Raw genomic sequence first — 23,677 nt, 5'->3', positions numbered from 1 at the left:
ACGCCGGGCGCCTGCATTGTTTGCGGGTCATGGGGGCGGAGCATGAGTTCAATCATCACGGGCGAGGCAGTGGTCCTTGAGTTGCGCCCTGCGTCCTTTGCCGCCCGTGGCCTCGGCCTCATCATCGATGTCGTCTCCCAACTCGTCCTCGCGGTTCTCCTCATCATCCTGATCTCGGCAGCCTCCCGCGACCTCGACGATTCCGCCATCCGGGCCCTCATCCTCAGCAGTGTCGTTTTCTCCTTCGTCGTGGCTCCGGTTGCCGTTGAGACGCTCACCCGAGGACGATCCCTAGGCAAGCTCGCCACAGGTCTCCGCATTGTCCGCGACGACGGCGGTTCCATCCGCTTCCGGCATGCCCTCATCCGCGGACTCCTTGGCTTCCTGGAGATCTACATGACCTTCGGGGGCCTCGCCATTGGCGTTGCGCTGTTCAATGACAAGTCCAAACGGCTCGGTGACATCGTTGCCGGAACCTATTCGCTACGGCAACGGGTCCCTTCCAAGCCCCGGATCATGCCCGTAGCTCCCCACTATCTGCAGTCCTGGGCAGCAATGGCGGATATTGGGAGAGTGCCCGACGCCACCGCACGCCGGGCGGGTACGTTCGTGCAGCAGGCCTACCTCATGGCCCCCGCGTCACGGGTCACCATGGCTGTCTCCCTCGCCTCCGAACTCGCCCGGTACGTCGCCCCGCCGCCGCCCGCTGGGACCATCCCCGAGGACTACATAGGGGCGGTCCTCGGGGAACGGCGTAACCGCGAACTGGTCCGGCTTCGCCAAGCCGAGCAAAGGAACGCGAGCGTCGGTGAACGGCTGCGCAAGCTGCCGTTCACCAACCACTAGCGCCCCTACTCCCAGTGGTCCGGAGTGGTGATTCGTGGCGGCAGGAGTGTCCGCCTGTCACCTTCCGCAGCGTTGACCTGGGGTTGCGTCAGGTAGAGCGCCTTTGACAGGTCCGCTCCACTGAACTGCGTTCCCCGGAGATCTGCTCCCAGGAGATCTGCCGCCGTCAGGTCGCTGCTGCTCAGGTTTGCTCCGATCAGGTTGGCGCCGCGGAGATCGACTCCGCACCATCGTTGGTTCGCAAGGTCCGCCCCCATCAGGTCGGCGCCCGCGCAGGGCCCGCCGTCGGGTGCGTCCTTATCCTCTGCTGCATAGGCGGCGCGGACTTCCTCACTGACCTCCATCAGAAGTGTCCGCACCTCGGCATGCAAGCTTTCGACGTCGGTGCCGAGGATCGCTGAAGCATCGCCCAGGGCGGTGGTGGCTATACGCCGGGAAAGACCGTCCGCCGCCACAGCGAGGTCCGGATCGAAGGTCCGCTGCTGGGCTTCAGCCAGGTACCAGAGCATCTCGTGCAATTGCCTGACCACCTTGAAGACGGCGAACATCGACGCTGCGGATGACGGGTCATCAACCCAACTGGTCCCGGCGAAGGTGCGTTGGGACACCACTTGGCCGGCCCCGAAGCAATCGAAAACAGTGCAGCCCCGGAAGCCCCGGGGCCGTAGGCGCTGGTGGATGGCACAGGAGAAATCCTCCGCCATGTTCGGGCAGGCTGTGGCAGCCGGTTTGTCTACTGCGAAGTCAGCTGAGCGGGCAAATCCGAGCGCTGTACAGCACAGCGCAAAGCAGTCACCGCACTCCGGGCGAAGAGTTGGTTTTGTGGTCATGGGTGCTCCAAGGGGTGAAGAGGGATCCGGGGGAAGGAGCCGGGGAACCCGCAAACGGGTTCCCCTCAGGGACACCCGGAATCACCACAGAGGGCAGCACAAAATAGAGGGCCAGCGCAGGGTCAGCACTCGAGGAATGGGTCAAAGCGTGCAGGAAATAATCACTGCTTCGATCCTAACCGCAGGATTACCGCTGGGCGTAGCTGGCCCAGGGAATGTTCCAGTCGCCAAAGCCTTCCAGCGGTTCCACCGCCGGCGCTCCAGTATTCAGGATCTGGACCACGTCACCGGTCTTCATGTTGTTGAAGAACCACGCAGCGTCATCCGGCAACAGGCCCACGCACCCATGGGAAACGTTCACCCTCCCAATGGCACCCCAGGCGGACTCCAGTGCCTGGTGGACATAGACTCCGGACCAGGTGAGGCGGTTGGCATAGTCCACCACCATCGGGGCGTAGTAGCCCTTGTCCCCAGGCTTCAGGCCAATGCTGCCGGCGTTGAAGTTGGACTTGCGCTCCTGCTCCAGGATCACCGCGTACCCCGTGGGTGAGAGCCAGTCTTCGCCACCCAGCGACACAGGAGCGGTGTGGACGAGTTGCCCATCGGAGTACACGTTCATGGTCTTGGTGGTGTCATCCACCACGGCCACCCGCTGGGGGCCAGTGGTGAACGTGGAGACCACGTCCCCGTTTCCGATCATCTTGTTGCCAAAATCCACGCCCAGGAGTTTCATGTCCACGGTGACGGTGGTGCCGGAGGCCCAGAAGGCTTCCGGACGGATCCGGACTTTTTTGTCCGAATACCAGTGCCAGGCCACGGGTTGGCCGGAGGAAACAGTGATGGCAACCCGCTTTTCCATGGCGGCTTTGTCCACGATTGGTTCGCTGAAGTTGATTTCGATGGGTTGCCCGGAGCCCGCCGTGGTCCCGTTGCGGGGATAAATGGAGGCATCGGCCTCGTATGCTGCCGAGACCGTAGTGAAGGTCTGGGACTTCTTGGTTTCCTTCCCGGCGGTGTCAACCACAGTGAAGGAGTAGCTGTACTGGGTCTTGAACTTGAGCACATCGAGAGTGGTCCAGGTGCTGCCGTCGGGGCTGATTTTGCCCTGCACAGGAGTGCCGCCGTCTACGGGCGCCAGCACGACGTCCTTGACCTTGCCGTTGACAGCTTTGATCTGCGGACCAACCACCGGGTTCCATTCCACGGCGCCGTCAAGGGGGGTGATCCCCAGCTCAACGGGCTTGGCTTCCACTGTGGGAGTCGCTGAAGGAGCCGATCCGGCATCCTGGGTGGAGCCGGGCAACAATCCGGGCACCGTAGCCACCCCGATGCCGCCCACCACAATAGCGGCGCAGATCCCTGCGATGGCAAGGATCTTGCCCGTTTTCCGTTTGGCGACTTCCGTCATGGTTCCTGTCTTCCTGTCCCCCGGCAAGCAATACTGAACACCCAATTCTAGCGGAAAGGCCGGCCACGCTGGTCGCGTGTCCGGCCTTTCGCCATCGATTGGGGTAATCCGCTGCGCTTAGTAGCGATAGTGCTCCGGCTTGTACGGCCCCGCAACGTCAAGGTCGAGGTAATCAGCCTGGTCCTTGCTCAGTTCCGTCAGTTCGACGCCCAAGGCATCCAGGTGGAGTCGGGCTACTTTTTCGTCCAGGATCTTCGGAAGGACGTAGACCTGCTTCCCGTATTCCCGCTCCCCGGCCGGCTGATCCTTCTTGGTCCAGAGTTCGATCTGGGCGATGGTCTGGTTGGCGAAGGAGTTACTCATCACGAACGACGGGTGGCCGGTGGCGTTGCCCAGGTTCAGGAGGCGGCCCTCGGACAGCACAATGATGGAACGCTCCGAGGCAATTCCGGAGTCGAACACCCACTCGTGGACCTGCGGCTTGATTTCCACCTTCTTGACGCCGGCAATCTTCGCGAGCCCGGCAATGTCGATCTCGTTGTCAAAGTGGCCGATGTTGCCAACAATCGCTTTGTTCTTCATACCCAGCATGTGCTCGGCCATGATGACGTCCTTGTTGCCCGTGGTGGTGATGAAAATGTCACCCTGGGCCAGCACGGATTCCAGCTTGGCAACCTGGTACCCGTCCATGGCGGCCTGCAAGGCACAGATGGGATCAATTTCGGTGACGATCACGCGCGAACCCTGGCCCCGCAGCGCCTCCGCTGCGCCCTTCCCAACGTCGCCATAACCGCAGACGACGGCCACCTTGCCCCCCATGAGGACATCCGTGGCGCGGTTGATGCCGTCCGGCAGCGAGTGACGGATGCCGTACTTGTTGTCGAACTTGCTCTTGGTGACGGAGTCGTTGACGTTGATGGCCGGGAACAGCAATTTGCCCTGTTCTGCCAGCTGGTAGAGGCGGTGGACACCGGTGGTGGTCTCCTCGGTAACGCCCTCAATGCGCGCAGCCAGCCGTGTCCATTTCTGCGGATCAGCGGCGAGGGTCCTGCGGAGGAGGTCCAGAATGAGGACGTATTCCTCGGGATCTTCCTCAGTGGCTGCGGGGACAGCGCCCGCGGCTTCGAAGTCGACGCCCTTGTGCAGCAGCAGCGTGGCGTCGCCGCCGTCGTCGAGAATCATGTTGGGGCCCAACTCCGGGTTGGTGTCGGCGCCGGGCCAGGTGAGGATCTGCTCGGCAGTCCACCAGTATTCCTCCAGGGTTTCACCCTTCCAGGCGAAGACTGGAACACCCTGCGGGTCTTCCGGGGTTCCCTTGCCCACCACGACGGCGGCGGCGGCTTCATCCTGGGTGGAGAAGATGTTGCAGGAGGCCCAGCGGACCTCGGCGCCCAAAGCCGTGAGGGTCTCGATGAGAACGGCGGTCTGCACGGTCATGTGCAAGGAACCGGCGATCCGTGCGCCCTTGAGCGGCTGCGAGGCACCGAACTCTGCCCGGAGGGACATGAGGCCCGGCATTTCGTGCTCGGCGAGACGGATCTGGTGGCGGCCGGCCTCCGCGAGGGTGATGTCAGCCACTTTGAAATCGAAAGTCATGAAATTCCTTAGGGGTACCGTGCGGGATTGATGAGGGAGGCTGATTAGGCCTTCGAATCGTGCTGACTGGATGAGGCTGCGTTGGCTGCGGCCAGCAGTTCCGGGCGAAGGAGCAACGGGATGCCGTCCTCGATGGAGTAGCGGAGCTTTTCACCGTTGTCGGCGGCCGTGGTGGCTACCAGCTCCTCGCCCTCCTGGACCAGCGGTGAACCCGTCACGGGGCAGCGCAGGATGGACAACAGTTCAGGACTGACCTTTGGCATGAATGATGCTCCCTGGGTGGCGCCGGCGTGGCGCCGCTGGCGGATTTATCTGCAGATTCCAGCCTACCGTGCAGGATCATGCCCTTCGGAGCACAGCGACGAATTGAGTCCCGCAGCTGGTCAGGGCATCAACGCCAAGCCTCTGGGTCCCACGTTGCTGGGTTCCAGGCCGCTGGGTTTCAGGCCGCTAGGACGGTTCGCGCAGGATCCGCAAGTGCCCGCGGCGGGTTCCTTCGACGGCCACGGGCGGCTCCATCTGTGCGTGGCTGTGCCGGGCGGGTGCCTCCGGGGCTGCCGAAGCCGCCTCACGGACCGCGTTGGCCAGTGCCAGCAGGTCATCCGGGCCCGGTTCCGGCGGAGTGGTGGGCATCGCCAGACGCAGGACTTCCCACCCCCGGGGAACGGTGAGGCTTTCGGCGTGCTGCGAGCACAAGTCGTAGGCATGGGGCTCGGCATACGTCGCGAGCGGACCAAGGACGGCGGTTGACTCTGCGTACACGTACGTCAAAGTAGCCACCGCAGACTGGCGGCAGGCTGATCTTGAACACTGACGAATGGCACCCACAACATCCCAGATTAGCGCCATTTGGCATTCGCCATGCGCATTGGCGCCTGTGGCCCGCCAACTTTGCGTCCTCATCAACAGCTGCGGCGCGGTGTGGCCCATGATGTCGCGCTGTGGGTGCGCCGGGACTAAAGTCGATATATGCAGTCACAGCCACATGTTCCCGGGTTCAACATCCGGTGGACTGACGCCGATGGCGATCAGGCAGAGCAACACGCCGATTCGGGCGGGCGTGGTTTCCGGCGCCGGCGGCGCAACCGCCACGGACGCGGACTGCGTGGGGAACTCATGCTTCCCAACCTCCCCGGTTTCCGCACCCGTTCCGAAAGGTTCGATGACATGGTGCTGGACTCGGCGGAGCGGCTCCAGGATATGTGGGGCAAGCAACTCGACGGCGTTCTCTTTGCCGTCGATGAGATTCCTCCCAACCTCGAGCAGCTGGTCGCCACTGGCGAACGCGCCTCGATGGGTTCCTATACGCCCGGTGGACGGGGCGAGGCGCCCATGATTACTGTCTACCGGCGAGTGGTGGAGCAAGCCACCAACACCCGCGAAGAACTGCAGGACCTGGTCCATGACGTCGTGGTGGAGTACACAGCCGAAATGCTGGGAGTGCCGCCGGAGACGCTGGACCCGGTATACCGCCGTCGTTATCAATAACGACGGCGGTACCCGGCTGCCGATTGCTGGTGCGGTGGGCTAGTAGCCCACCGAGACCGGAACCTTCTCCAGTCCCGCCGCGGCGTCCTGGATGGCAACGACCGAAACGTCGGACCGCCCCTGTTTGCCCAGGAGAAGCGCGCCATAAATGGGGTCTCCGGACGCCGACACAATGTAGCCCGCTACCAGCGCATCGCCTGACTTCGCAGGCAGCTCGATCAACGAGGTGGTGCCACCCGACATGTCGACGTCAACGGCCTTGCCCACTGTGCCGTCGGCCGTCACCGGAGCGTAGCTGACAGTACCTCGCCCCTCGGGCACACCGAAGCTGAGGAATCGCTGGCCATCCCGGGGAACGGCCACCAGGTGCTGGCTGCCCAGCCGTGCCGACGACGGTGACCACGCGAAGTCGGTTGCTTCCTCCGCTTTGGCACCGCGTGTGATCCGGGTGGATGCCACGAAGGACACGTCCGAGCTCGCCTTCACCGTGTAGTTTCCTGCCGGAACGCCGTCGAGGTTCACAGTGGCCACGGACCCGCCCTTGACCGTGACTACTCCCCCGCTGGGAATCTTGCGCTCACCGTTGGCGCCGTAGAGGCTCACTTGCACCACGGCATCGGTGGAGCCGGGAACCGCGATCTGCAGAGCGGGCACAGCGTCGGCAAAACCGGACTTGCCGGCCAGTGCCTTGCTTGCCGCAGGGTCCTGGATATCGACGCCGGACATTACCTGCAGGTTGGACGGTCCGGTGCCCGGCGAAAGGTACTCCACCCCACCGGGAGCAAGCCCACGCAACACGCTCTGTTGGATGGTTCCGGCAACGGGACCGCCGGTGCTGCGGACGTGGACGGCGAGTTGCGATTCGCCCGGGGCCAGACCTGCGAGGTTGATGGAGCGGGTTGTGCCTGGAGCCACCAAGAGTCCCCGGGCACCCGGTGCCTGGATCTGGCCCTGGTACCCGAAGAGGTCCAGGTTTACCGTTGCCGGGGTCTCGGAAGCGTTGCTCAGATTCAGGACGGCAGTACGACCCACGGCCGTGTTGGCACCGAGAATCCACGCGTCGTTGCCGGGAGCCCGGCATTGGGCCGAAGCAAGGCCGCGGAGATCGCCGTCCGTGGCCGAGTAGCTGAGATTGGCTGCCAGGGAGGCCTGCTCATTTCCCAAAGGATCGGCCTGCACCACTGCCGGCGATGTCACCGGGCTAATGGATGCCACTCCTGCAGCCAACACTGGCGGGCCAGCGGTTGGCGTGGGGGTGCTCGTAGGTGCCTTGGCGATCTCAGCCACGGAGCCACCGCCCAGCGAGGTCACTTTGCTACCGGGTACGGTGCCCGCCGGGTTGCTGAGCACCACCGCGTTGAGGGCGCTGCTGGCGGTAGTGGATACCGGGCTGAAATCGGCATCCGTACCCACCACGGTGCCATTGACCAGCCGTGCGGGTTCCGGGCAGACGCCCACGGCGCGTCCCGCAGGAACATCGGCCTGCCGAATGTCCAACGTGGTGCCGCCAGAGGGCTCCGGCATCATTGATGTCGCCGCAACAGCGCCTCCACCGGCAGCGAGGATCACTACTGCCGAGAGGACGCCAGTGACGACGCCCCTGTTGGAGCTCCGTGAGCCCTTGCTGGTGCTGCGCGACGTTTTCTCATCGACCTGCTGCTTCGGGTCGTCAGACACTGCTGTACTCCTTACGGAGGGAGACTTCATCCCTCGACATGCCGGTTCGTGTGCGGCGAGCGGGCATCGGAATGGCCAGCAATACTGTCAATCCGATCACCACGGCCTGCAGGATTCCGAACCACGGGGCCCAGGGGTTGGTGTAGCGGATTTCCAGGTCGCCGCCAGCGGCCGGGAGCTCAAAGGCCTGCGACCAACCGGCGGTGGTGCCTTTCAGCTGACGGCCATCCAGCCATGCGGACCAGCCGGGATCGGAGCGTTCGGCGAGGACAACTTTGCGTCCCTCCTCACCCGAGGGCACCGTGGCATCCACGGACACTTCCTCGGAAGGCAGCGTGCCCACTGTCGCATTCTTGGAATCGACAATCCGCACGCGGTGCGCAGCGTCCGCGGCAGTTGCCGCAGGCTGGTTCCGCGGCGTGACGCGCCACAGCCACCCGGCGTCGGTCTGGCCCACAGCAACCAGTCCGGGGACGGCGTCGATCCTGCTGGCAGTCAACTGGGCTGCGCTGTCTGCCGCCTTAAGAACCACGAAACCCGCACCGAGCTGCTCAAGGTCGGCACGAGGATCCACGCCCGTGCTCGCAACAATGGTTGCCACCGCCTTGCGGAGAGACGCAGTGGCAGCATCGTCGGTTGCAATCTCCTCGCGACCCGGTGCACCAATGATGGTTCGGGCCGAGGCGATGGTGGACAGGCCGTCCAGGGTTGTCCCGGCACCGCGCATGAGGGACGACGTAAAGGCGCCCTGCTCACCGCTGGTGATCACCAGAGTCCGCGTGCGCTCGGGGCCCTGGCCACGGTCGACGGCGGTAGCCGGCAAAGTGCCGGAGTCCACCGGCCATACCTGCCGTTCGGAGCCAAGGGACGACGCCTGCCCCGCTGGGTTGGGTGCCGGGCTCGCCCCTGGCGCTGGCGAAGTTTGGAGGACGTTCTGGGCTGACCAAGCGCCCATGCTTGCCAGCGGGCCGGCAACAAGAAGCGTCAAGACCACCCCGGAGGCGACGCGCCGCAGCGGCAGCTTTGGCCGGTCCGAGTCGCTCGTCCGGCGGGGAGCCGTAAAGATCTTCTCGGCACCGATGACGGCCGCTGCCAGAAGCAACATGCCCGCGGCCGATACTGCGGGGCCTGTATAGGGGCCAACAATCACGTTGTTGTTCACACCGGTGGCCACGTGCCCCACCAGCCAACCACTCACCAGGATGGCCAATGCGGCGAGCCAGAAAACTCTGGCCAGGGCAGTGCGCTTACCGGGGAAGAACAAGGCCGTCACCGCAAGGATCAGGACTGGTGCGCTGACCAGCAATGCCAGCAGCAAAGCCCAAGGCATAGCTCCAGGACCGAAGAACGCCAATCCGGTCAGGCCGCCGTCGATGTCGAAGGCCAACGGCTGGCCCAACAGTTGCTGCCACAACGGCGATGCCTCAAAAGTGAGGGGGACGCCGGGATCAGCGAGCAAAGCGCGGGGCCGGTCCAGCACGGAAATGCCGTAGGGAAGGAAGATGGCAATGGTGGGCAGGAGGGACCACCACAATGTTTTGCCCCGTTGTCCTAGGATCACGGCCGCCAGGATCACGGCAACGGCGATCGGTCCCATCAACGATGGAGCCGAGGCTGTGACCACCGCCATGGCCAGGCCGGCTGCCGCTGCAGCTGTCCACGACGGCGTTCCGTTGATCCCCGGCTTCCCGAGAATCGGAGCGGGCCGTCTGCTCAGCGCCGTACCCACCTGGGAATGGCCCTGGCCGATGGCAGATCCCGAGGCCCGCAACAGGGAAAGGAGGAGCAGGGGCATCATCACGTGCGCGAAAAGCGCTCCCACCCGGCCATCGTTGATGGCAATCAGGAGCGCGGGCGCGGCGGACCAGGCGAGTGCGGCCACAGTCCGGAACCGGCGTTTGGTGGTCAGGGCCCCAGCGGCGAACCAGGCACCCAACGCTGACAAGGGCATGGCGAGGACCAGCAGCCACGCCATTGCCGAATTTCCGTCACCGCCGCCGAAGAGGGACAACAACCACAGCACGTATCCAAAGGGATCACCGTGCCCGGGCAGTCCTGCCCCGAGGGAGATCCACCACGTGGATGCGTTGGCCCAGATCTCTGCCGGCGCCGCGGACAACGGCAGTAATCCGCCACCGGCAACCGTGCCGGAGCGGACCAGTCCCAGCAAGCCAACCAAGGCGGCGGCAAGGGCCAGCAGGGCAGCAGCAACAGCGCCCGTTCCCACCCAGCCACGTTCATTGGTTGCCAGCGCTGCGAAGTCATCCGCAGCGTCTCCGCTGGGTTCAGGGGCCAGGAGATCAGAGACGGCGGCGTTGTCGTCACTGGGGCGGATCGCTTCCAGCAGCGATCGCCGGTTGGCCCGGACCTCACGGGTAGACGTTTGAAGGCCGCGGATCACGGATCGGTGGACACGTCGCGTCGCGGCCGCCACGCGACGGCCCTTGACGACTGCCAGCGGCCGGATGAGGGCGGCCACGGTAGCGGTGAACTGGGAGAAGCCATAGCCCGGTTCCTTGACCAGGATGCTCAATACCAGCCGGACAATGGCGCCGAACAGGGCTCCGATGGCCTGGAACGGCACATTCCACCACGGCGTGTGTTTGAGCCGCAGGTGGATTTGGGCTTTTCGGGCCGCGGAGGAGGTACCCAATCCGTGGGGACGGTGCTCTACATGGAACATGCGGGCGCTGGGAACTACCACCACGCGATTGCCGGCAAGCCAGTTGCGCCAGCAGAAGTCCACATCGTCGCCACTTCCGGGCAACGCAGGATCAAAGCCCTGCAACTGTTCCCAGACGTCGCGGCGGATCAACATGCCGGCAGAATTCACGGCAAAGGTATCCGAGCGGGCGTCGTACTGCCCCTGGTCCACTTCGTCCGCGTCGATCAATGTCAGCCGTTCAGCCCAACGGCTCGTGGAAAGGCCTACGTCCACCAGGTGCCGCTCGTTATCCCAGCCGAGCTGCTTGCAGCCCGCCACCGTGACCGAGGGAGCCCGCTCCACTGCATGGAGCAGCTCGGCCAACGCATCCGGCGCCGGGGCCGCATCATCATGCAGGAGCCAGATCCACTGGACACTTTTGGTTTGGCTGGCTGGGCCGTCTGTCGCGGCCCCTGCCGGAGCCAGCTCCTGAAGGCCTGCCTGCACAGCTGCACCAAAGCCGGACTTAGCCTGCTGGAAGGTGGTGACGTTGCCTTGGCCACAGGCTTCGCGGAGCAAGTCCAGCGAATTGTCCGTGGAACCTGTATCAATGCCAATGGCGGCATCTGCCGAACGCGTCTGGTCCGACAGTGCCGCCAATGTCCTGGGGAGATAATCACCGCCGTTGTGGGATACCACAACAGCAGTGACATGCACTTCCTTGAGAATTAGACCGCTCGCTTCCTTAGCCGACGACGTTCCCGCTCAGAGAGTCCGCCCCAAATACCGAACCGCTCGTCATTGGCGAGGGCATACTCCAAGCACTGCGAACGGACGTTGCACGCGCCGCAGACTTTCTTGGCGTCCCTCGTTGATCCGCCCTTTTCAGGGAAAAAGGCTTCCGGATCCGTTTGCGCACACAGCGCATCGGTCTGCCACCCAAGTTCGCCTTCGTCGTCGAAGTCGCCTTGGCCGGGAAGGCCGATCCACACCGGCTGCCCCGGCGTTTCCAGCTGACGACGCAACTCCATGGGAGGGTCATCCACATCTTCTTCCGGCCCGGCCGGCAAATCACCGATCAATGCCTCATGTGCAGCCAGGAGAGCAGTCGCCTGATCCTCCAATGACTCCTGCACATTCTGGTTGTATCGGTCTGCCGCTTCCGGATCCGCCGGGTCCACGTACCAATCCCCCGGCACTTCCCGCGAACGGTATTTCACCGACGCATGTTCTGCGACGACTGCATCTTCCTGGATACGCAACGCTTGCCCCATGGCGTCCCTCCTGAGTTTGCAGCTGCTGCTTGGATGTATTTCCGATTCCCGGTGGCGTTCCGGTCCTCTGTGCAGCGGCGTTGATTACTAATTACACGCGTGTAACTACCCACCAGTCAAGCCGCGCCGGGATAATAATCAAGAATCTGTAGAAACGTGGGATGCGCCACGCCCAACATTTTGGCCGCGCCGCCGTGCGCCCCCGCGGGAAATGGAAGTGCCGGATCGGATGAGATGAACTTTCATTGAATTTCCGCGGAAATTCGATCAGGGTCCAGGAGACGCCCAACGATTGGACGAAACACCCTGTGGTACATCTCACAATCAAGGCGCTGAGGCCAAAGACGGAGCTGGGTCACCGTGGCAAGATTGACGCATGAGCATCCCCGCAGCGAACCTGATGACCGCCCTGCGATCGGGCCATTCAACATCACCACGGCTCACGTGGTACGGGCCCGACTCCGAGCGGGTGGAGCTTTCCGGCCGTGTCCTGGACAACTGGGTGGCCAAAACCAGCAACCTGCTGCAGGACGAGCTGGACGCAGAGCCCGGGATGGCAATCCGGCTGGATCTGCCCGCGCACTGGAAATCCTTCGTCTGGGCGCTTGCGGCCTGGCAGCTGGGCATGGAGGTAGTCTTCGATGGCACTTCTGCCGATCTCCTGGTGACAGACAATCCCGACGACGGTGCCGGAGCCACCTTCGATGCGGTGGTGGCCGTCCCGCTCGCGGCCCTGGCGATGCGTTGGCCAGGTGAGCTGCCGTCCGGCGTCGTGGACTACGCGGCGGAAGTCCGCTCCCATGGCGACGTCTTCATGGCCCACAACGAGCCCGGCACGGAGTTGCCTGCCGTCCGGGGCGCAGCGGCGCTTTCGCATGAAGCCCTGATTGAGGGCTTTGCCTCCAACCAGGACCCCGGAGTCCGGCTTCTGGTACGCGCCACGGATGGGCTGGAGTCATGCCTGGCGGCGTCGTTGGGAGCCTGGAAAGAGGACGGGTCCGTGGTGCTGGTGCACCCGGACCTTGCGGTCACCGATCATTTGCTGGAAAACGAGCGCGTCAGCCGCCCGTAACCATCAAACGTTCTTGACGGAAGGCGCCTCGCCCGTGGCAGGGTTGCTGGAGCCTGGCTCGGCGGCAATCTTGGCCTTGTGATGCAGTTCGATGATCTCGTGGTCGTGCGAGTACTCGGGCTCGGCGTCCAGCTCTTCGTTGAACACCCAGAAGCGGTAGGCGAAGAAGCGGAAAATGGTACCCAGAATCAGGCCCACAACGCTGCCGGCGATAAACAGTGACGGCTTGTCGTTAAGGTCAAGGATGTACTTGGCGAACCATACACAGCCCGAGGCAATGAGAAGCCCAACGAGGTTCATGACGGCAAAGAGGACCGCTTCACGGACCACGTTGGCCTGCTTGCGGTGGCGGAACGTCCAGAAGCGATTGGCAACCCAGGAGAATACACTTGCCACAATGGTCGCAATGGCCTTCGCCCACACTTCACTGCCGTGCATCGGACCGGAGAAAAGCCAGATGAAGACGGCCGAGTCAATGACAAAAGCAACACCGCCGACGGCGCCGAACTTGGCAACCTCGCGCCAGAAAAGCGAGGCAAGTCCGCGGATGCGATCTGCAAGTGTGGTGATCATGACCCTCCATGGCCGTTTGAAAAGTGGGCCGATGGGCCAAGCCCATTTTAGCGCCCATTTCCCGACGCTGCCCCTTAGGGAGCTGTGAGAACGCCGATAAAGGCCCCTCCTCAGGCGTTGAAAGGCGTTGCCTCCTGCCCAAAAAGCTGCCAAAAGAACGGCAGAATCAGTGATCCTGCCGCCGGTTCGGTAGGCTGAACATTGTGACTTTTCCAGTAATTGGCGTTGTTGGCGGCGGCCAACTCGCACGAATGATGGCTCCGCCCGCTACCGCCCTGGGCTTCGAACTCCGTGTTTTGGCTGAAGGCGAGGACGTTTCGGCTGTAGCTGTTGTGGCCCAAGCCCCCATCGGCGACTATAAGGATCTGGAGGCCCTCCTTGAGTTCTCCAAGGGCCTGGATGTCCTGACCTTTGACCACGAACACGTTCCCACCGGGCACCTGCAGGCATTGTTGGATGCCGGCGTCAACGTCCAGCCAGGCCCCGATGCCTTGGTCAACGCCCAAGACAAGCTGGTGATGCGCGCTGCGATCGACCGCCTCGGCCTCCCCAACCCGGAGTGGTCTGCCGTCCACAACGTTGACGAGCTGGTGGCCTTCGGCGACAGGATCGGCTGGCCCGTCGTCCTGAAGACCCCTCGCGGCGGTTACGACGGCAAGGGCGTCAGAATCGTGGACTCCGCGGACGAGGCCCTGGAAACCTCGGACTGGTTCCAGGCCATGAGCCCCTTGCTCGCTGAGGCAAAGGTTGACTTCAGCCGCGAGCTCTCTGCCTTGGTGGCACGTACACCCAGTGGCGAGTCCCGGGCTTGGCCCGTTGTCCACACCATCCAGGTGGACGGTGTCTGCGATGAAGTCATTGCACCTGCCCAGAATATTTCCCTCGATGTGGCTGCGGCCGCCGAGGAAGCTGCACTCCGGATCGCCAATGAACTCGGCGTCACCGGCGTCATGGCCGCCGAACTCTTCGAAACTCCCGGAGTTGGCGCCGGCTTCCTCATCAATGAGCTCGCCATGCGCCCCCACAACACCGGACACTGGACACAGGATGGCTCCATCACCAGCCAGTTCGAGCAGCACCTGCGCGCGGTGCTGGACCTGCCGCTGGGCGCAACGGACGCCTTGGCTCCGGTAACGGTCATGAAGAACTTCCTGGGTGGAGAGAACCAGGACCTCTTCAAAGCATTCCCCATGGCCCTGGCCTATGAGCCTGCGGCCAAGGTGCACTCCTACGGCAAGTCCGTCCGGCCCGGCCGCAAGATCGGGCACGTGAACCTCGTTGGCAGTTCGGTTTCCGACGTCGACTCCGTCCGCCAGCGCGCTACGGCCGTGGCCAACATCATCCGTGACGGCCGCCGGCCGGAGCAGACCACCCTTGAGGAGACCGCATGACATCAGAATCAATTGCCCCGCTGGTAGGGCTCGTGATGGGTTCGGACTCCGATTGGCCGGTCATGGAAGCCGCCGCGGACGCCCTGGCTGAGTTTGGCATTCCCTTCGAGGCTGACGTCGTCTCGGCGCACCGGATGCCCACCGAAATGATCCGGTACGGTCAGACCGCCCATGAACGCGGTTTGCGCGTCATCATCGCCGGAGCGGGCGGTGCCGCCCACCTTCCCGGCATGCTCGCCTCCGTCACGCCGCTTCCGGTCATCGGCGTTCCGGTTCCGCTGAAGACCTTGGACGGCATGGATTCACTCCTGTCCATCGTCCAGATGCCCGCTGGTGTTCCCGTGGCTACCGTCTCCATCGCCGGCGCCCGGAACGCTGGACTCCTCGCCGTGCGCATGTTGGCATCCGGAACCGATGAACTGGCCGCCAAGCTGCGCACCGACCTTCTGGCCTTCGCCCAGGAACTGAACGACGTCGCCACCAAGAAGGGCGAAAACCTCCGTCATAAGGTCGAGGAAGTCTTCTCCCCTGCCAACGCTTCGGCCCGGAGCTCCCGCTAGGAAGGCAGCGGTTGACTACCATGCACAAGACCTCGAATCAGCCCGGTTCTGCCCTGACTGATCCTGTCCGGTATCCGTCCGGGGCATCCGCTCCGGTGCGGACCAAACGCGCCTTCGTGCTGGTTCTCCTCACACTCTTCGTTCCCGGCAGCGCCCAGATCGTGGCGGGCGACCGCAAACTTGGCCGCAATGCATTGCGCGTCACGCTCACAGTCTGGGCATTGGCCCTGGTGACGCTCTTGATCGCCCTGGTCAACCGGACCATGCTGCTGAGCATCGCCACCCACCCGGTGGGATCGCTGGTGATCATCGTGGTCCTGGTGGCGTTGGCTCTGGGCTGGGCCTACTTGTTCCTCAATACTTTCCGGATTATCAGACCCGCGCTCCTGGCACCGGGAATGCGCCCCATCATCGCCGTGGTGGTGGCAGTGTCCACAGTCCTGGCCAGCGGCTCGTTGGGTTACATCGCCTACGTCCTGAACGTTAGCCGCAACGCGATCGGCAGCATCTTCCAGGCGGGCCCGGCCATTGATCCTGTGGACGGGCGTTACAACTTCCTCATGATGGGTGGCGATGCCGGAGACGACAGGACAGGCCGCCGCCCGGACAGCCTCTCAGTGATCAGCGTTGATGCGAAAACGGGCGAGAGCGCCATCATCTCTGTGCCCCGCAACCTCCAAAACGCACAGTTCAGCGAGGGCTCGCCGATGCGCGGGATCTACCCCGAGGGCTATAACTGCGGCGACGAGTGCCTCATCAACGCCGTCAACACCGAAGTCACCAACAATTACAAAGATCTGTACCCCGGCGTCGCCGATCCCGGAGCCCAAGCAACGTTGGAGGCTGTGTCCGGCACCTTGGGCATCACCGTCCAGGCGTATGTCCTGGTGGACATGGACGGATTCGCCAAGCTCATCGACGCGATGGGCGGAATACGCATCAAGGCCGGCGGGTGGGTGCCCATCAGTGGTCCCGTTACTGACGAGGCCAACGGAATCCACGGCATGCCTGATGGCTGGATCCCGGCAGGCGACCAGCACCTGGATGGCTTTCACGCCCTGTGGTACGGCCGTTCACGCGAGTTCGTGGATGACTACGCGCGCATTGCGCGCCAGCAGTGTGTCCAGCAGGCGATGCTCAAGCAGCTGGATCCAGCTACTCTCCTGACCAAGTTCGAGGACATCGCCAACGCCGGCACCAAAGTGGTTGATTCCAACATTTCCTCCAACCAGCTCGGCAGCTTTGTGGACCTGGCATTGAAGTCGAAGAACCAGCCGGTCAAACGCCTCACCATTGGGCCTCCGGACTTTGATGCCTCCTTCTCCACGGTCCCTGACTTCGACCTGATCCATTCCAAGGTTCAGGACGTCCTGGCGTCGTCCAACGCACCCAAGGCGAGTGACGCCGTCGTCTCCCATGACCGGGCAGCAGCCGGTACCGTCATGGCCGCCGGCCCACCGGCCGGGCTCCTGCCCGCAAGTCAGTTGCCTTCGCCGTCTGCCGATTTCACCCCGGTGACCACCACGCCCGATGGCACGCCCATCACCATCGAATTGTTGAACGGCCTCAAGGCGCAAGGTGACGAGCAAGGCATCCGCGACCTCGTGGCAACCAACGGACAGTGCGCACCGCTGTAAGCTGGCTGGTCGGCGTCACCCCACGTTCAGCGCAACGAATAAGGACTTTCTTTCGTGTATCAAATTGAGAATGTTTTGCGACCCTACGCGTGGGGTTCGACGACGGCGATCGCCGGTTTGCTGGGTCGGCCGGCCTCAGGTGGTCCGGAGGCCGAACTGTGGATCGGAGCCCACCCGGACTCCCCTTCCACAGCGATTCACCCCAACGGTGTGACCCAACCCCTCGACGCTCTGATCGCCTCTGATCCCGGCCACTTCCTGGGGTCAGAGAGCGTGGCGGAGTTCGGGCCCAGGCTCCCTTTCCTCACCAAGCTCCTCGCTGCCGGGAAGCCGTTGTCCCTGCAGGTGCACCCCAGCAAGGACCAGGCCCGCGACGGCTTCGCCAGGGAGAATGCAGCCGGGATTCCCGCAGACGCCGCCGAGCGCAATTACCGCGATGACAACCACAAGCCGGAAATGATCTTTGCCCTCACGCCGTTCAAGGCACTCTGCGGATTCCGTTCACCAGCCGCTTCGCGGAGTATCTTCGAGCACCTGCGCAACGTGCTGGATTCCGCCGCGGTTGAGGTTCCTGCGATCATCAACCACGTGATCTCGGATCTGGGCCAGTCCGATGCCAACGCAGCCTTGAAGGCCGCTTTCAGCCGCCTGATCCAAGGCGGGAGCCCGGTCTCCGACGCGATTAACGAGGTGGTCGCGGTGCTGTCGGCGGGAGCCCCGCTTGAGCCGCACCGCGAAGCCCTGACGGCCATGGTGGACATCAACGAGGCCTTCCCCGACGATCCAGGGGTCCTCATCTCGCTCCTTCTCAACCACCTGTCCCTGGAGCCCGGAGACGTCGTGTACTTGCCGGCGGGCAATGTCCACGCTTATCTGCACGGCCTCGGCGTGGAGGTCATGGCGTCTTCTGACAACGTGCTCCGAGGCGGTCTCACCCCCAAGCACGTGGACGTTGGGGAACTGCTGAAGACCATCCGGTTCGAAGCGCTCGGTGTGCCCCATGTCCAGGCCAGCGGCACCGAATTCGGGCAGGAGTTGTACCGCCCGCCGTTCAAGGAGTTCCAACTCCAGCGCATTGAACTTGGCCCCGGGGCTGAACCGGTGCCGTTGGCGCAAAGTGGGCCGGCCGTCGTCGTGGTGGTCGCCGGGTCGGTGATGCTCGACTCCCCCAAGAGTGACCTCCTGCTCAAGCGCGGTGCAGCAGCATTCATCCCGGACGCCGAAGCCCCCGTCAACGTCCATCCTGTCCAGGGCGCTACGGACACCAGCATCGCTTTCGCGGTAACCACAGGTCTTGGGAACTGATTCATGGAGTTTTTCCTGCAAACGCCCGCGTGGGCCGCTGTCCAGCGCTCTTTGGGCCGCCGCGTCCATGAACAGTCCGGCCCGGGCTGGAGTTTCCTTGCCATTGAGGAGAAAAACCCGGCGGGCAAGGTCATCTACGCACCCTACGGTCCGGTAGCCGAATCCGTAGAGGCTTTCGACGCCGCTACGGCTGCCTTGGTGTCTTTGGCGAAAGCGGAACGCGCAGTCTTCGTCCGCATGGAGCCGGCCGCGGCGGGCTTCACAGCGTCCGATGCCGGTCCCCTCCTGCGCGCGCGTGGCTTGCGACCAGCTCCGGTCAACCAGCAACCCGAGCTCAGCTGGGTGGTGGACCTGGACGGCGATTTCAAGGATGTCCTGGCCGGGATGAAGCCGACCAACCGCAACTTGTACAGGAACATCCATAAGAAGGGCGTGACCTTCCGCGCTTCCCAGGATCCTGCCGATATCTCGGTGCTCCTGAATTTCCTGCACCTGACCGCAGCGCGCAACGGGTTCAAGCCACAAAGCGACGAGTACCTCACCCAAGTAGCAGCCTCCCTGCTGCCCTCCGGTGCCGGAACGCTCTTCATTGCCGAACGTGAGGGCGAGCCGATCGCTGCCGCCTTCGCCTACGATTCCGCGGACACCCGTGTGTACGCCCACGCAGCCCTGGATGACACCCACCGGAAGCTCAGCGCGGGAATCCCCCTCCTGGTGACCCTGATGGCTGACGCGAAGGAAAAGGGCCTCAAGCACGTGGATCTTTGGGGCGTGGCGCCCGAGGACCAGCCTGATCACAAATGGGCGGGTTTCACGGCCTTCAAGAAGTCCTTCGGAGGCCGCGAGGTCTCCTACCCGGGCACCTGGGACCTCCCGGTGAACAAACTCCGCTACGGCGCCTACCAATTGGCGAGAAGCCTCCGGGACAAGCTCCGCTGATTCCCCACCGCTCCGACACCCGTACCGCCAACACCGACTTTGATCCCGCCGAGGCCCCGACACGCCGTGAATCACGGCGTGTCGGCAGGGTTCCAGCGTCAAAGTGAGTGAGGACGGAACACCCCCCGCTCTGCCCTACCCACAACAGCGCGAAGCCGAACTTGGCAGGACACAGAGAAGGACGGCGAGTCTCGCGAAAGCGGCATCAAATCGACGTGGTACGAGGAGATAGCCGCCGAGCGATGCCCGCCGTCCTTCTGTTAGCTGCGTAGGGGTTACGGCTTGCGCGCGTACGTCTCCCACTTGGACGCGTGGTGTTCAGCCTCAACGAATCGCACAGTCCCGGACTTGGAGCGCATCACGATGGACTGCGTCATGACGCGGTCCTTCTGGTAGCGCACGCCGTGGAGCAGGTCACCGTCGGTGATGCCCGTTGCTGCGAAGTAGCAGTTGTCCGAGGTGACGAGGTCGTTGGTGGAGAGGACGCGGTCGAGGTCGTGTCCGGCGTCGATGGCCTTCTGCTTCTCTTCGTCCGACGTCGGCCACAGGCGGCCCTGGATGACGCCGCCGAGGGACTTGATGGCACAGGCCGCGACGATGCCTTCCGGTGTGCCGCCGATACCCATGAGGGCGTCCACACCGGTGCCGGAGCGGGCTGCTGCGATGGCGCCGGCCACGTCACCATCCATGATGAACTTGGTGCGGGCACCGGCTTCGCGGATTTCCTCCACCAGGGGGCGGTGACGGTCGCGGTCCAGGATCATGACGTTGAGCTGGTTGACCTTGACGCCCTTTGCCTTGGCAATGAGGTGCAGGTTCTGCTTGACGGGCAGGCGCAGGTCCACCATGTCGGCAGCTTCGGGGCCGGTGACGAGCTTCTCCATGTAGAAGACGGCCGAGGGATCGAACATGGAGCCACGCTCAGCCACAGCCAGCACAGCGAGGGCGTTGTTGATGCCGAGGGCGGTCAGGCGGGTTCCGTCGATGGGGTCGACGGCGACGTCGCACTCGGGACCGGTGCCGTCGCCAACCTGTTCACCGTTGAACAGCATGGGGGCTTCATCTTTTTCGCCTTCACCGATGACCACGACGCCGTTGAAGTGGACGGTGTGAAGGAACGAACGCATGGCATCGACGGCGGCGCCATCGGCCTTGTTTTTGTCACCGAATCCTACCCAGTGGCCACCGGCAATTGCCGCGGCCTCGGTGACACGGACGAGTTCAAGCGCAAGGTTGCGGTCGGGTTCGTCGATGCCGACGGCGAGCGACGGCGAAATCGTGGAATACTGCTGGGTCATTGGTGCAGGAGACACTTGAACCTCTTCTTCGAGTGACGATTCACGGGACCGGACATGGTTGCACGGGGCAACCCGGGGTTCCTCTATAACGATCATAGTCGCCGCACCGTCCGCGAGTCGTTGGATGACCACCTGCCGCAATACCGGTGGTGAGGTTGCAGGATGTGTGTTCCCTGCCGGGATAAGGGATCATGGAGTGGTGAGTGAAACGCAGGACAAGCCCGCAGCGGAGAACCAGTCAGAAGCTGCAGCGGCCAACCAGACCGGTACCCAGCCCGCCGTGGATGCCCCTTTTAAACCCGTCATTGCGGCGAAAGCTGCCAAGCGGGCCAATGCTTCGGTCATCGGCATGGTCATCGCGTTGCTGGTCTGTGTGTTGGCGTTCCTGCCCATCGTCCTGATGAACCCTGCGCCCAAGGGCGAAGGTTTCAGGCCGAACGTGGATGTGGCTGCCATCGCCCGCAACGCCACAGGTGTGGCAGGATTCACACCCGTCACTCCGGATACCGGCGACACATTCAAGCCGAACTACGCACGATGGGAGTCCGGTACGGGTTCAGGCGTACCCACGTGGGAAATCGGATTCCTGACGCCTAAAGAGGCCTTCATCGGCCTGACGCAGACCAGCCAAGCCAACCCCACCTGGGTTTTGCAGCAGACGGGCAACCTCCCCATCACAGGAACACGCAATGCCGGTGGCCAGGACTGGGAACTTCGGGACTCCGGCAAGGAAAAGCGCAGCATGGTCCTTGAATACCGCGGGACCACCCTCATCCTGAGCGGCACGGCAAGCCTTGATGAATTCGCAACGCTCGCCGCCGCCGTCGTTAAGTCCGCAGATCAGGCGCCGCTCCCCTCGGGTTCAGCCAGTGCATCCGCTTCGGCCCAGCCGTCCAGCTAGCCCAGCCGTCCGCCTCACCCGGCGCAACAGTTTCACAGACTGCATCCTCTGCGACGTAAAGTAAGGCTCGTGCCTACTTACCTGACTCCAGCCCTGGCGTGGCGCCGTCTCCGCGAGGGTAACGAACGTTTTGTCTCCGGCGAATCCCTGCACCCCAACCAGGATGCTTCGCGACGATCTTCCCTCATTGAGAACCAGAATCCCTTTGCCGTGATCTTCGGCTGCTCGGATTCCCGTCTCGCTGCGGAAATTATCTTCGACCTCGGACTGGGCGATGCCTTCGTGGTCCGTACGGCCGGCCAGGTCATTGACGATGCCGTTCTTGGCTCCCTCGAGTACAGCATCAGCGAACTTCGTGTTCCGTTGATCGTCATCCTGGGCCATGACAGCTGTGGTGCCGTCAAGGCCACCAAGGCCGCCGTTGAAACCGGCGAGATGCCTCCCGGCTTCATCCGCGACCTCGTCGAGCGCATTACACCGTCGGTATTGACGGCCAAGCGCAATGACCAGGACGACGTCAACGACATGGTGGTGGAGCACGTCAAGCAAACTGCGGCCCGCCTGGCTGACAGCTCGCGTGTGATTTCCGACGCCATCGACGACGGCCGCGTTGCTGTCATCGGCCTGTCCTACAAGCTCGATGAGGGCCGCGCAGCCCTCGTTTCCGGGATCGGCAAGCTCTAGGAGGCCGTGCTCCGGCCCCAGCGCCGGAGCACGTAGCACTCCCCTTCGGGTTTTCTGTGCGGCGCCCAATCGCCATAAGCTAGCCCCATGACTTCCACCACTGAGTTCCGTATTGAACATGACACGATGGGCGAAGTTCGCGTCCCCGTGAACGCCCTGTACCGCGCCCAGACGCAGCGTGCTGTGGAGAACTTCCCGATCTCCGGCAAGACGCTTGAGCGCACCCATATCGAGGCCCTTGCCCGCGTCAAGAAGGCAGCCGCACTGGCGAACGCCGAACTGGGGGTGCTCGACGGCGAGCTCGCCGAGGCCATCGCCGCTGCTGCCGATGAGGTTGCCACTGGCAAGTACGACGGCGACTTCCCGATTGACGTCTTCCAGACCGGCTCGGGTACGTCCTCCAACATGAACACCAACGAGGTCATCGCAGAGCTCGCATCGCGCGCCCTGGCCGCTGCCGGGAGTGACAAAGTTGTCCACCCGAATGACCACGTGAACGCTTCGCAGTCCTCCAACGACGTCTTCCCCACGTCCGTTCACGTTGCCGCCACCTCGGCCCTGATCAACGATTTGATCCCGGCGCTGGAGTACTTGGCTGCATCCCTGGACCGCAAGGCTGTGGAGTTCAAGGACGTCGTCAAGTCCGGCCGCACGCACCTCATGGATGCCACCCCCGTCATGCTGGGCCAGGAGTTTGGTGGCTACGCTGCCCAGGTCCGCTACGGCATCGAGCGCATCAATGCCTCCCTCCCCCGCGTCGCTGAGGTCCCCCTCGGCGGCACCGCCGTGGGCACGGGCATCAACACTCCGGCCGGGTTCCCGGAGCGCGTCATCGAGCTCCTCGCCGCGGACACCGGCCTGCCCCTCACCGAAGCGCGCGACCACTTCGAGGCACAGGCAAACCGCGACGGCCTGATCGAGGGCTCCAGCCAGCTGCGCAACATCGCAATCTCGTTCATGAAGATCAACAACGACCTCCGCTGGATGGGCTCTGGCCCCAACACGGGCCTGGGCGAAATTGCCATTCCGGATCTCCAGCCGGGCTCGTCCATCATGCCGGGCAAGGTCAACCCGGTTATCTGCGAAGCCTCGATCATGGCCTGCGCCCAGGTCATCGGCAACGACACCACCATCGCCTGGTCCGGCACCAACGGCGCGTTCGAACTGAACGTCGGCATCCCTGTCATGGCCGCAAACCTTCTTGAGTCCATCCGCCTGCTGGCCAACACCAGCCGCGTCATGGCCGACAAGATGATCGACGGCATCACCGCCAACGTGGAGCGCGCCCGCTTCCTGGCCGAGGCTTCCCCGTCCATCGTGACGCCGCTGAACAAGTACATCGGTTACGAAAACGCAGCAAAGATCGCCAAGATCGCCGTCAAGGAGGGCCTGACCATCCGCCAGGCCACCGAGAAGCTCGGCTTCGTCGGCGAAGGCGAAGGCCAGGTTTCCGAGGCCGATCTGGACAAGGCCCTGGACGTCACCACCATGACATCCCCGGCCCACAAGGCCTGACCTCTGGTCTAAAACTTAGAGCACGACGACGGCCGGTAC

The 23,677-nt window shown here is 63.6% G+C and carries 21 protein-coding genes; 11 read left to right on the top strand and 10 right to left on the bottom strand.

Translation table 11 applies throughout. The annotated features are described in order from the left end of the window. Positions 1-42: 42 nt before the first annotated feature. Positions 43-846 carry an RDD family protein gene (locus tag BLW08_RS01925; protein ID WP_090819754.1) on the top strand — a complete coding sequence of 268 codons (804 nt, stop codon included), beginning with the start codon at positions 43-45 and terminating at the stop codon, positions 844-846. A gap of 5 nt (positions 847-851) precedes the next feature. On the opposite strand, the gene BLW08_RS01920 is transcribed toward BLW08_RS01925, so the two are convergent. From BLW08_RS01920 to BLW08_RS01895, 5 genes are all read right to left on the bottom strand, one after another. Next, positions 852-1,676 carry a pentapeptide repeat-containing protein gene (locus tag BLW08_RS01920; protein WP_090819757.1) on the bottom strand — a complete coding sequence of 275 codons (825 nt, stop codon included), beginning with the start codon at positions 1,674-1,676 and terminating at the stop codon, positions 852-854. 187 nt (positions 1,677-1,863) lie between these two features. Beyond that, a complete protein-coding gene (locus BLW08_RS01910; protein ID WP_090819764.1) occupies positions 1,864-3,084 on the bottom strand; it encodes a L,D-transpeptidase in 1,221 nt (406 codons plus the stop codon). 117 nt (positions 3,085-3,201) lie between these two features. Next, positions 3,202-4,680 (bottom strand): adenosylhomocysteinase, encoded by a 1,479-nt coding sequence (gene ahcY, locus BLW08_RS01905; RefSeq protein ID WP_091323049.1) that lies wholly within the window; start codon positions 4,678-4,680, stop codon positions 3,202-3,204. Positions 4,681-4,724: 44 nt separating this feature from the next. Further along, positions 4,725-4,943, bottom strand: a complete 219-nt coding sequence (locus BLW08_RS01900) for a Trm112 family protein (RefSeq protein ID WP_090819770.1) — start codon at positions 4,941-4,943, stop codon at positions 4,725-4,727. Between the two features lie 187 nt (positions 4,944-5,130). Beyond that, on the bottom strand, positions 5,131-5,529 hold the full coding sequence (locus BLW08_RS01895) for a DUF3499 domain-containing protein (protein ID WP_090819773.1): 399 nt from the start codon (positions 5,527-5,529) through the stop codon (positions 5,131-5,133). A gap of 120 nt (positions 5,530-5,649) precedes the next feature. Here BLW08_RS01895 and BLW08_RS01890 point away from each other — a divergent pair, with 120 nt between their 5' ends. Next, positions 5,650-6,168, top strand: coding sequence for a metallopeptidase family protein (locus tag BLW08_RS01890; RefSeq protein ID WP_091323046.1), 519 nt, complete (start codon positions 5,650-5,652; stop codon positions 6,166-6,168). Between the two features lie 39 nt (positions 6,169-6,207). Here the strand turns inward: BLW08_RS01890 and BLW08_RS01885 are convergent, their stop codons facing one another. From BLW08_RS01885 to BLW08_RS01875, 3 genes are read right to left on the bottom strand one after another with little or no spacing between them, the layout of a single operon-like run. Further along, positions 6,208-7,845, bottom strand: a complete 1,638-nt coding sequence (locus BLW08_RS01885; RefSeq protein WP_254779619.1) for a DUF5719 family protein — start codon at positions 7,843-7,845, stop codon at positions 6,208-6,210. Then, on the bottom strand, positions 7,838-11,206 hold the full coding sequence (locus BLW08_RS01880; protein ID WP_091323042.1) for a glycosyltransferase family 2 protein: 3,369 nt from the start codon (positions 11,204-11,206) through the stop codon (positions 7,838-7,840). The genes BLW08_RS01885 and BLW08_RS01880 overlap by 8 nt, the downstream gene beginning before the upstream one ends. Positions 11,207-11,217: 11 nt before the next feature. After that, the gene (locus tag BLW08_RS01875) at positions 11,218-11,763 is read right to left on the bottom strand and encodes a WhiB family transcriptional regulator (RefSeq protein WP_091323041.1); all 546 of its coding nucleotides are present in this window, start codon (positions 11,761-11,763) and stop codon (positions 11,218-11,220) included. Between the two features lie 376 nt (positions 11,764-12,139). Between BLW08_RS01875 and BLW08_RS01870 the strand changes: the two genes are divergently transcribed. After that, the gene (locus BLW08_RS01870) at positions 12,140-12,835 is read left to right on the top strand and encodes a TIGR03089 family protein (protein ID WP_091323039.1); all 696 of its coding nucleotides are present in this window, start codon (positions 12,140-12,142) and stop codon (positions 12,833-12,835) included. Between the two features lie 3 nt (positions 12,836-12,838). On the opposite strand, the gene BLW08_RS01865 is transcribed toward BLW08_RS01870, so the two are convergent. Next, on the bottom strand, positions 12,839-13,408 hold the full coding sequence (locus tag BLW08_RS01865; protein WP_090819791.1) for a GtrA family protein: 570 nt from the start codon (positions 13,406-13,408) through the stop codon (positions 12,839-12,841). Positions 13,409-13,611: 203 nt separating this feature from the next. Between BLW08_RS01865 and BLW08_RS01860 the strand changes: the two genes are divergently transcribed. The 5 genes from BLW08_RS01860 to BLW08_RS01840 are packed head-to-tail and all read left to right on the top strand — an operon-like array spanning position 13,612 to position 19,240. Next, positions 13,612-14,799 (top strand): 5-(carboxyamino)imidazole ribonucleotide synthase, encoded by a 1,188-nt coding sequence (locus BLW08_RS01860; RefSeq protein ID WP_090819794.1) that lies wholly within the window; start codon positions 13,612-13,614, stop codon positions 14,797-14,799. Further along, entirely contained in the window at positions 14,796-15,359 is a 564-nt protein-coding gene (purE, locus tag BLW08_RS01855) for a 5-(carboxyamino)imidazole ribonucleotide mutase (protein ID WP_091323037.1), read from the top strand. Before BLW08_RS01860 ends, purE begins: the two co-directional genes overlap by 4 nt. A 20-nt stretch (positions 15,360-15,379) precedes the next feature. Continuing rightward, a complete protein-coding gene (locus tag BLW08_RS01850) occupies positions 15,380-16,996 on the top strand; it encodes an LCP family protein (RefSeq protein WP_091323035.1) in 1,617 nt (538 codons plus the stop codon). Positions 16,997-17,050: 54 nt separating this feature from the next. Continuing rightward, complete coding sequence (gene manA / locus BLW08_RS01845; RefSeq protein ID WP_091323033.1) at positions 17,051-18,301, top strand: mannose-6-phosphate isomerase, class I; 1,251 nt, start codon at positions 17,051-17,053, stop codon at positions 18,299-18,301. A 3-nt stretch (positions 18,302-18,304) separates the two neighbouring features. Next, entirely contained in the window at positions 18,305-19,240 is a 936-nt protein-coding gene (locus BLW08_RS01840; protein ID WP_090819806.1) for a lipid II:glycine glycyltransferase FemX, read from the top strand. A 275-nt stretch (positions 19,241-19,515) separates the two neighbouring features. Here the strand turns inward: BLW08_RS01840 and glpX are convergent, their stop codons facing one another. Next, entirely contained in the window at positions 19,516-20,538 is a 1,023-nt protein-coding gene (gene glpX / locus BLW08_RS01835; RefSeq protein ID WP_011774031.1) for a class II fructose-bisphosphatase, read from the bottom strand. A 199-nt stretch (positions 20,539-20,737) separates the two neighbouring features. Between glpX and BLW08_RS01830 the strand changes: the two genes are divergently transcribed. The 3 genes from BLW08_RS01830 (at position 20,738) to BLW08_RS01820 (ending at position 23,638) form a co-directional block, all read left to right on the top strand. Beyond that, the gene (locus BLW08_RS01830) at positions 20,738-21,439 is read left to right on the top strand and encodes a DUF4245 domain-containing protein (protein ID WP_254779618.1); all 702 of its coding nucleotides are present in this window, start codon (positions 20,738-20,740) and stop codon (positions 21,437-21,439) included. Between the two features lie 69 nt (positions 21,440-21,508). Beyond that, positions 21,509-22,123 (top strand): carbonic anhydrase, encoded by a 615-nt coding sequence (locus BLW08_RS01825; RefSeq protein ID WP_090819809.1) that lies wholly within the window; start codon positions 21,509-21,511, stop codon positions 22,121-22,123. An 87-nt stretch (positions 22,124-22,210) separates the two neighbouring features. Further along, the gene (locus tag BLW08_RS01820; RefSeq protein WP_090819812.1) at positions 22,211-23,638 is read left to right on the top strand and encodes a class II fumarate hydratase; all 1,428 of its coding nucleotides are present in this window, start codon (positions 22,211-22,213) and stop codon (positions 23,636-23,638) included. The last annotated feature ends 39 nt before the right edge of the window (positions 23,639-23,677 follow it).

Source organism: Arthrobacter sp. cf158 (assembly GCF_900106835.1).
Taxonomy (GTDB): Bacteria; Actinomycetota; Actinomycetes; order Actinomycetales; family Micrococcaceae; genus Arthrobacter.
Note: the sequence above shows the minus strand (reverse complement) of the source record. Positions and strands in the feature narration are given on the sequence as shown.

Bases quoted from the DNA above. Each gene is read 5' to 3' on its own strand.
- BLW08_RS01895 (WP_090819773.1), bottom strand. From the start codon at position 5,529: ATGGCGCTAATCTGGGATGTTGTGGGTGCCATTCGTCAGTGTTCAAGA.
- purE (WP_091323037.1), top strand. From the start codon at position 14,796: ATGACATCAGAATCAATTGCCCCGCTGGTAGGGCTCGTGATGGGTTCG.
- BLW08_RS01820 (WP_090819812.1), top strand. From the start codon at position 22,211: ATGACTTCCACCACTGAGTTCCGTATTGAACATGACACGATGGGCGAA.
- BLW08_RS01875 (WP_091323041.1), bottom strand. From the start codon at position 11,763: ATGGGGCAAGCGTTGCGTATCCAGGAAGATGCAGTCGTCGCAGAACAT.
- BLW08_RS01925 (WP_090819754.1), top strand. From the start codon at position 43: ATGAGTTCAATCATCACGGGCGAGGCAGTGGTCCTTGAGTTGCGCCCT.
- BLW08_RS01850 (WP_091323035.1), top strand. From the start codon at position 15,380: ATGCACAAGACCTCGAATCAGCCCGGTTCTGCCCTGACTGATCCTGTC.
- BLW08_RS01910 (WP_090819764.1), bottom strand. From the start codon at position 3,084: ATGACGGAAGTCGCCAAACGGAAAACGGGCAAGATCCTTGCCATCGCA.
- BLW08_RS01870 (WP_091323039.1), top strand. From the start codon at position 12,140: ATGAGCATCCCCGCAGCGAACCTGATGACCGCCCTGCGATCGGGCCAT.
- BLW08_RS01920 (WP_090819757.1), bottom strand. From the start codon at position 1,676: ATGACCACAAAACCAACTCTTCGCCCGGAGTGCGGTGACTGCTTTGCG.
- BLW08_RS01840 (WP_090819806.1), top strand. From the start codon at position 18,305: ATGGAGTTTTTCCTGCAAACGCCCGCGTGGGCCGCTGTCCAGCGCTCT.
- ahcY (WP_091323049.1), bottom strand. From the start codon at position 4,680: ATGACTTTCGATTTCAAAGTGGCTGACATCACCCTCGCGGAGGCCGGC.
- BLW08_RS01900 (WP_090819770.1), bottom strand. From the start codon at position 4,943: ATGCCAAAGGTCAGTCCTGAACTGTTGTCCATCCTGCGCTGCCCCGTG.
- BLW08_RS01890 (WP_091323046.1), top strand. From the start codon at position 5,650: ATGCAGTCACAGCCACATGTTCCCGGGTTCAACATCCGGTGGACTGAC.
- glpX (WP_011774031.1), bottom strand. From the start codon at position 20,538: ATGACCCAGCAGTATTCCACGATTTCGCCGTCGCTCGCCGTCGGCATC.
- BLW08_RS01865 (WP_090819791.1), bottom strand. From the start codon at position 13,408: ATGATCACCACACTTGCAGATCGCATCCGCGGACTTGCCTCGCTTTTC.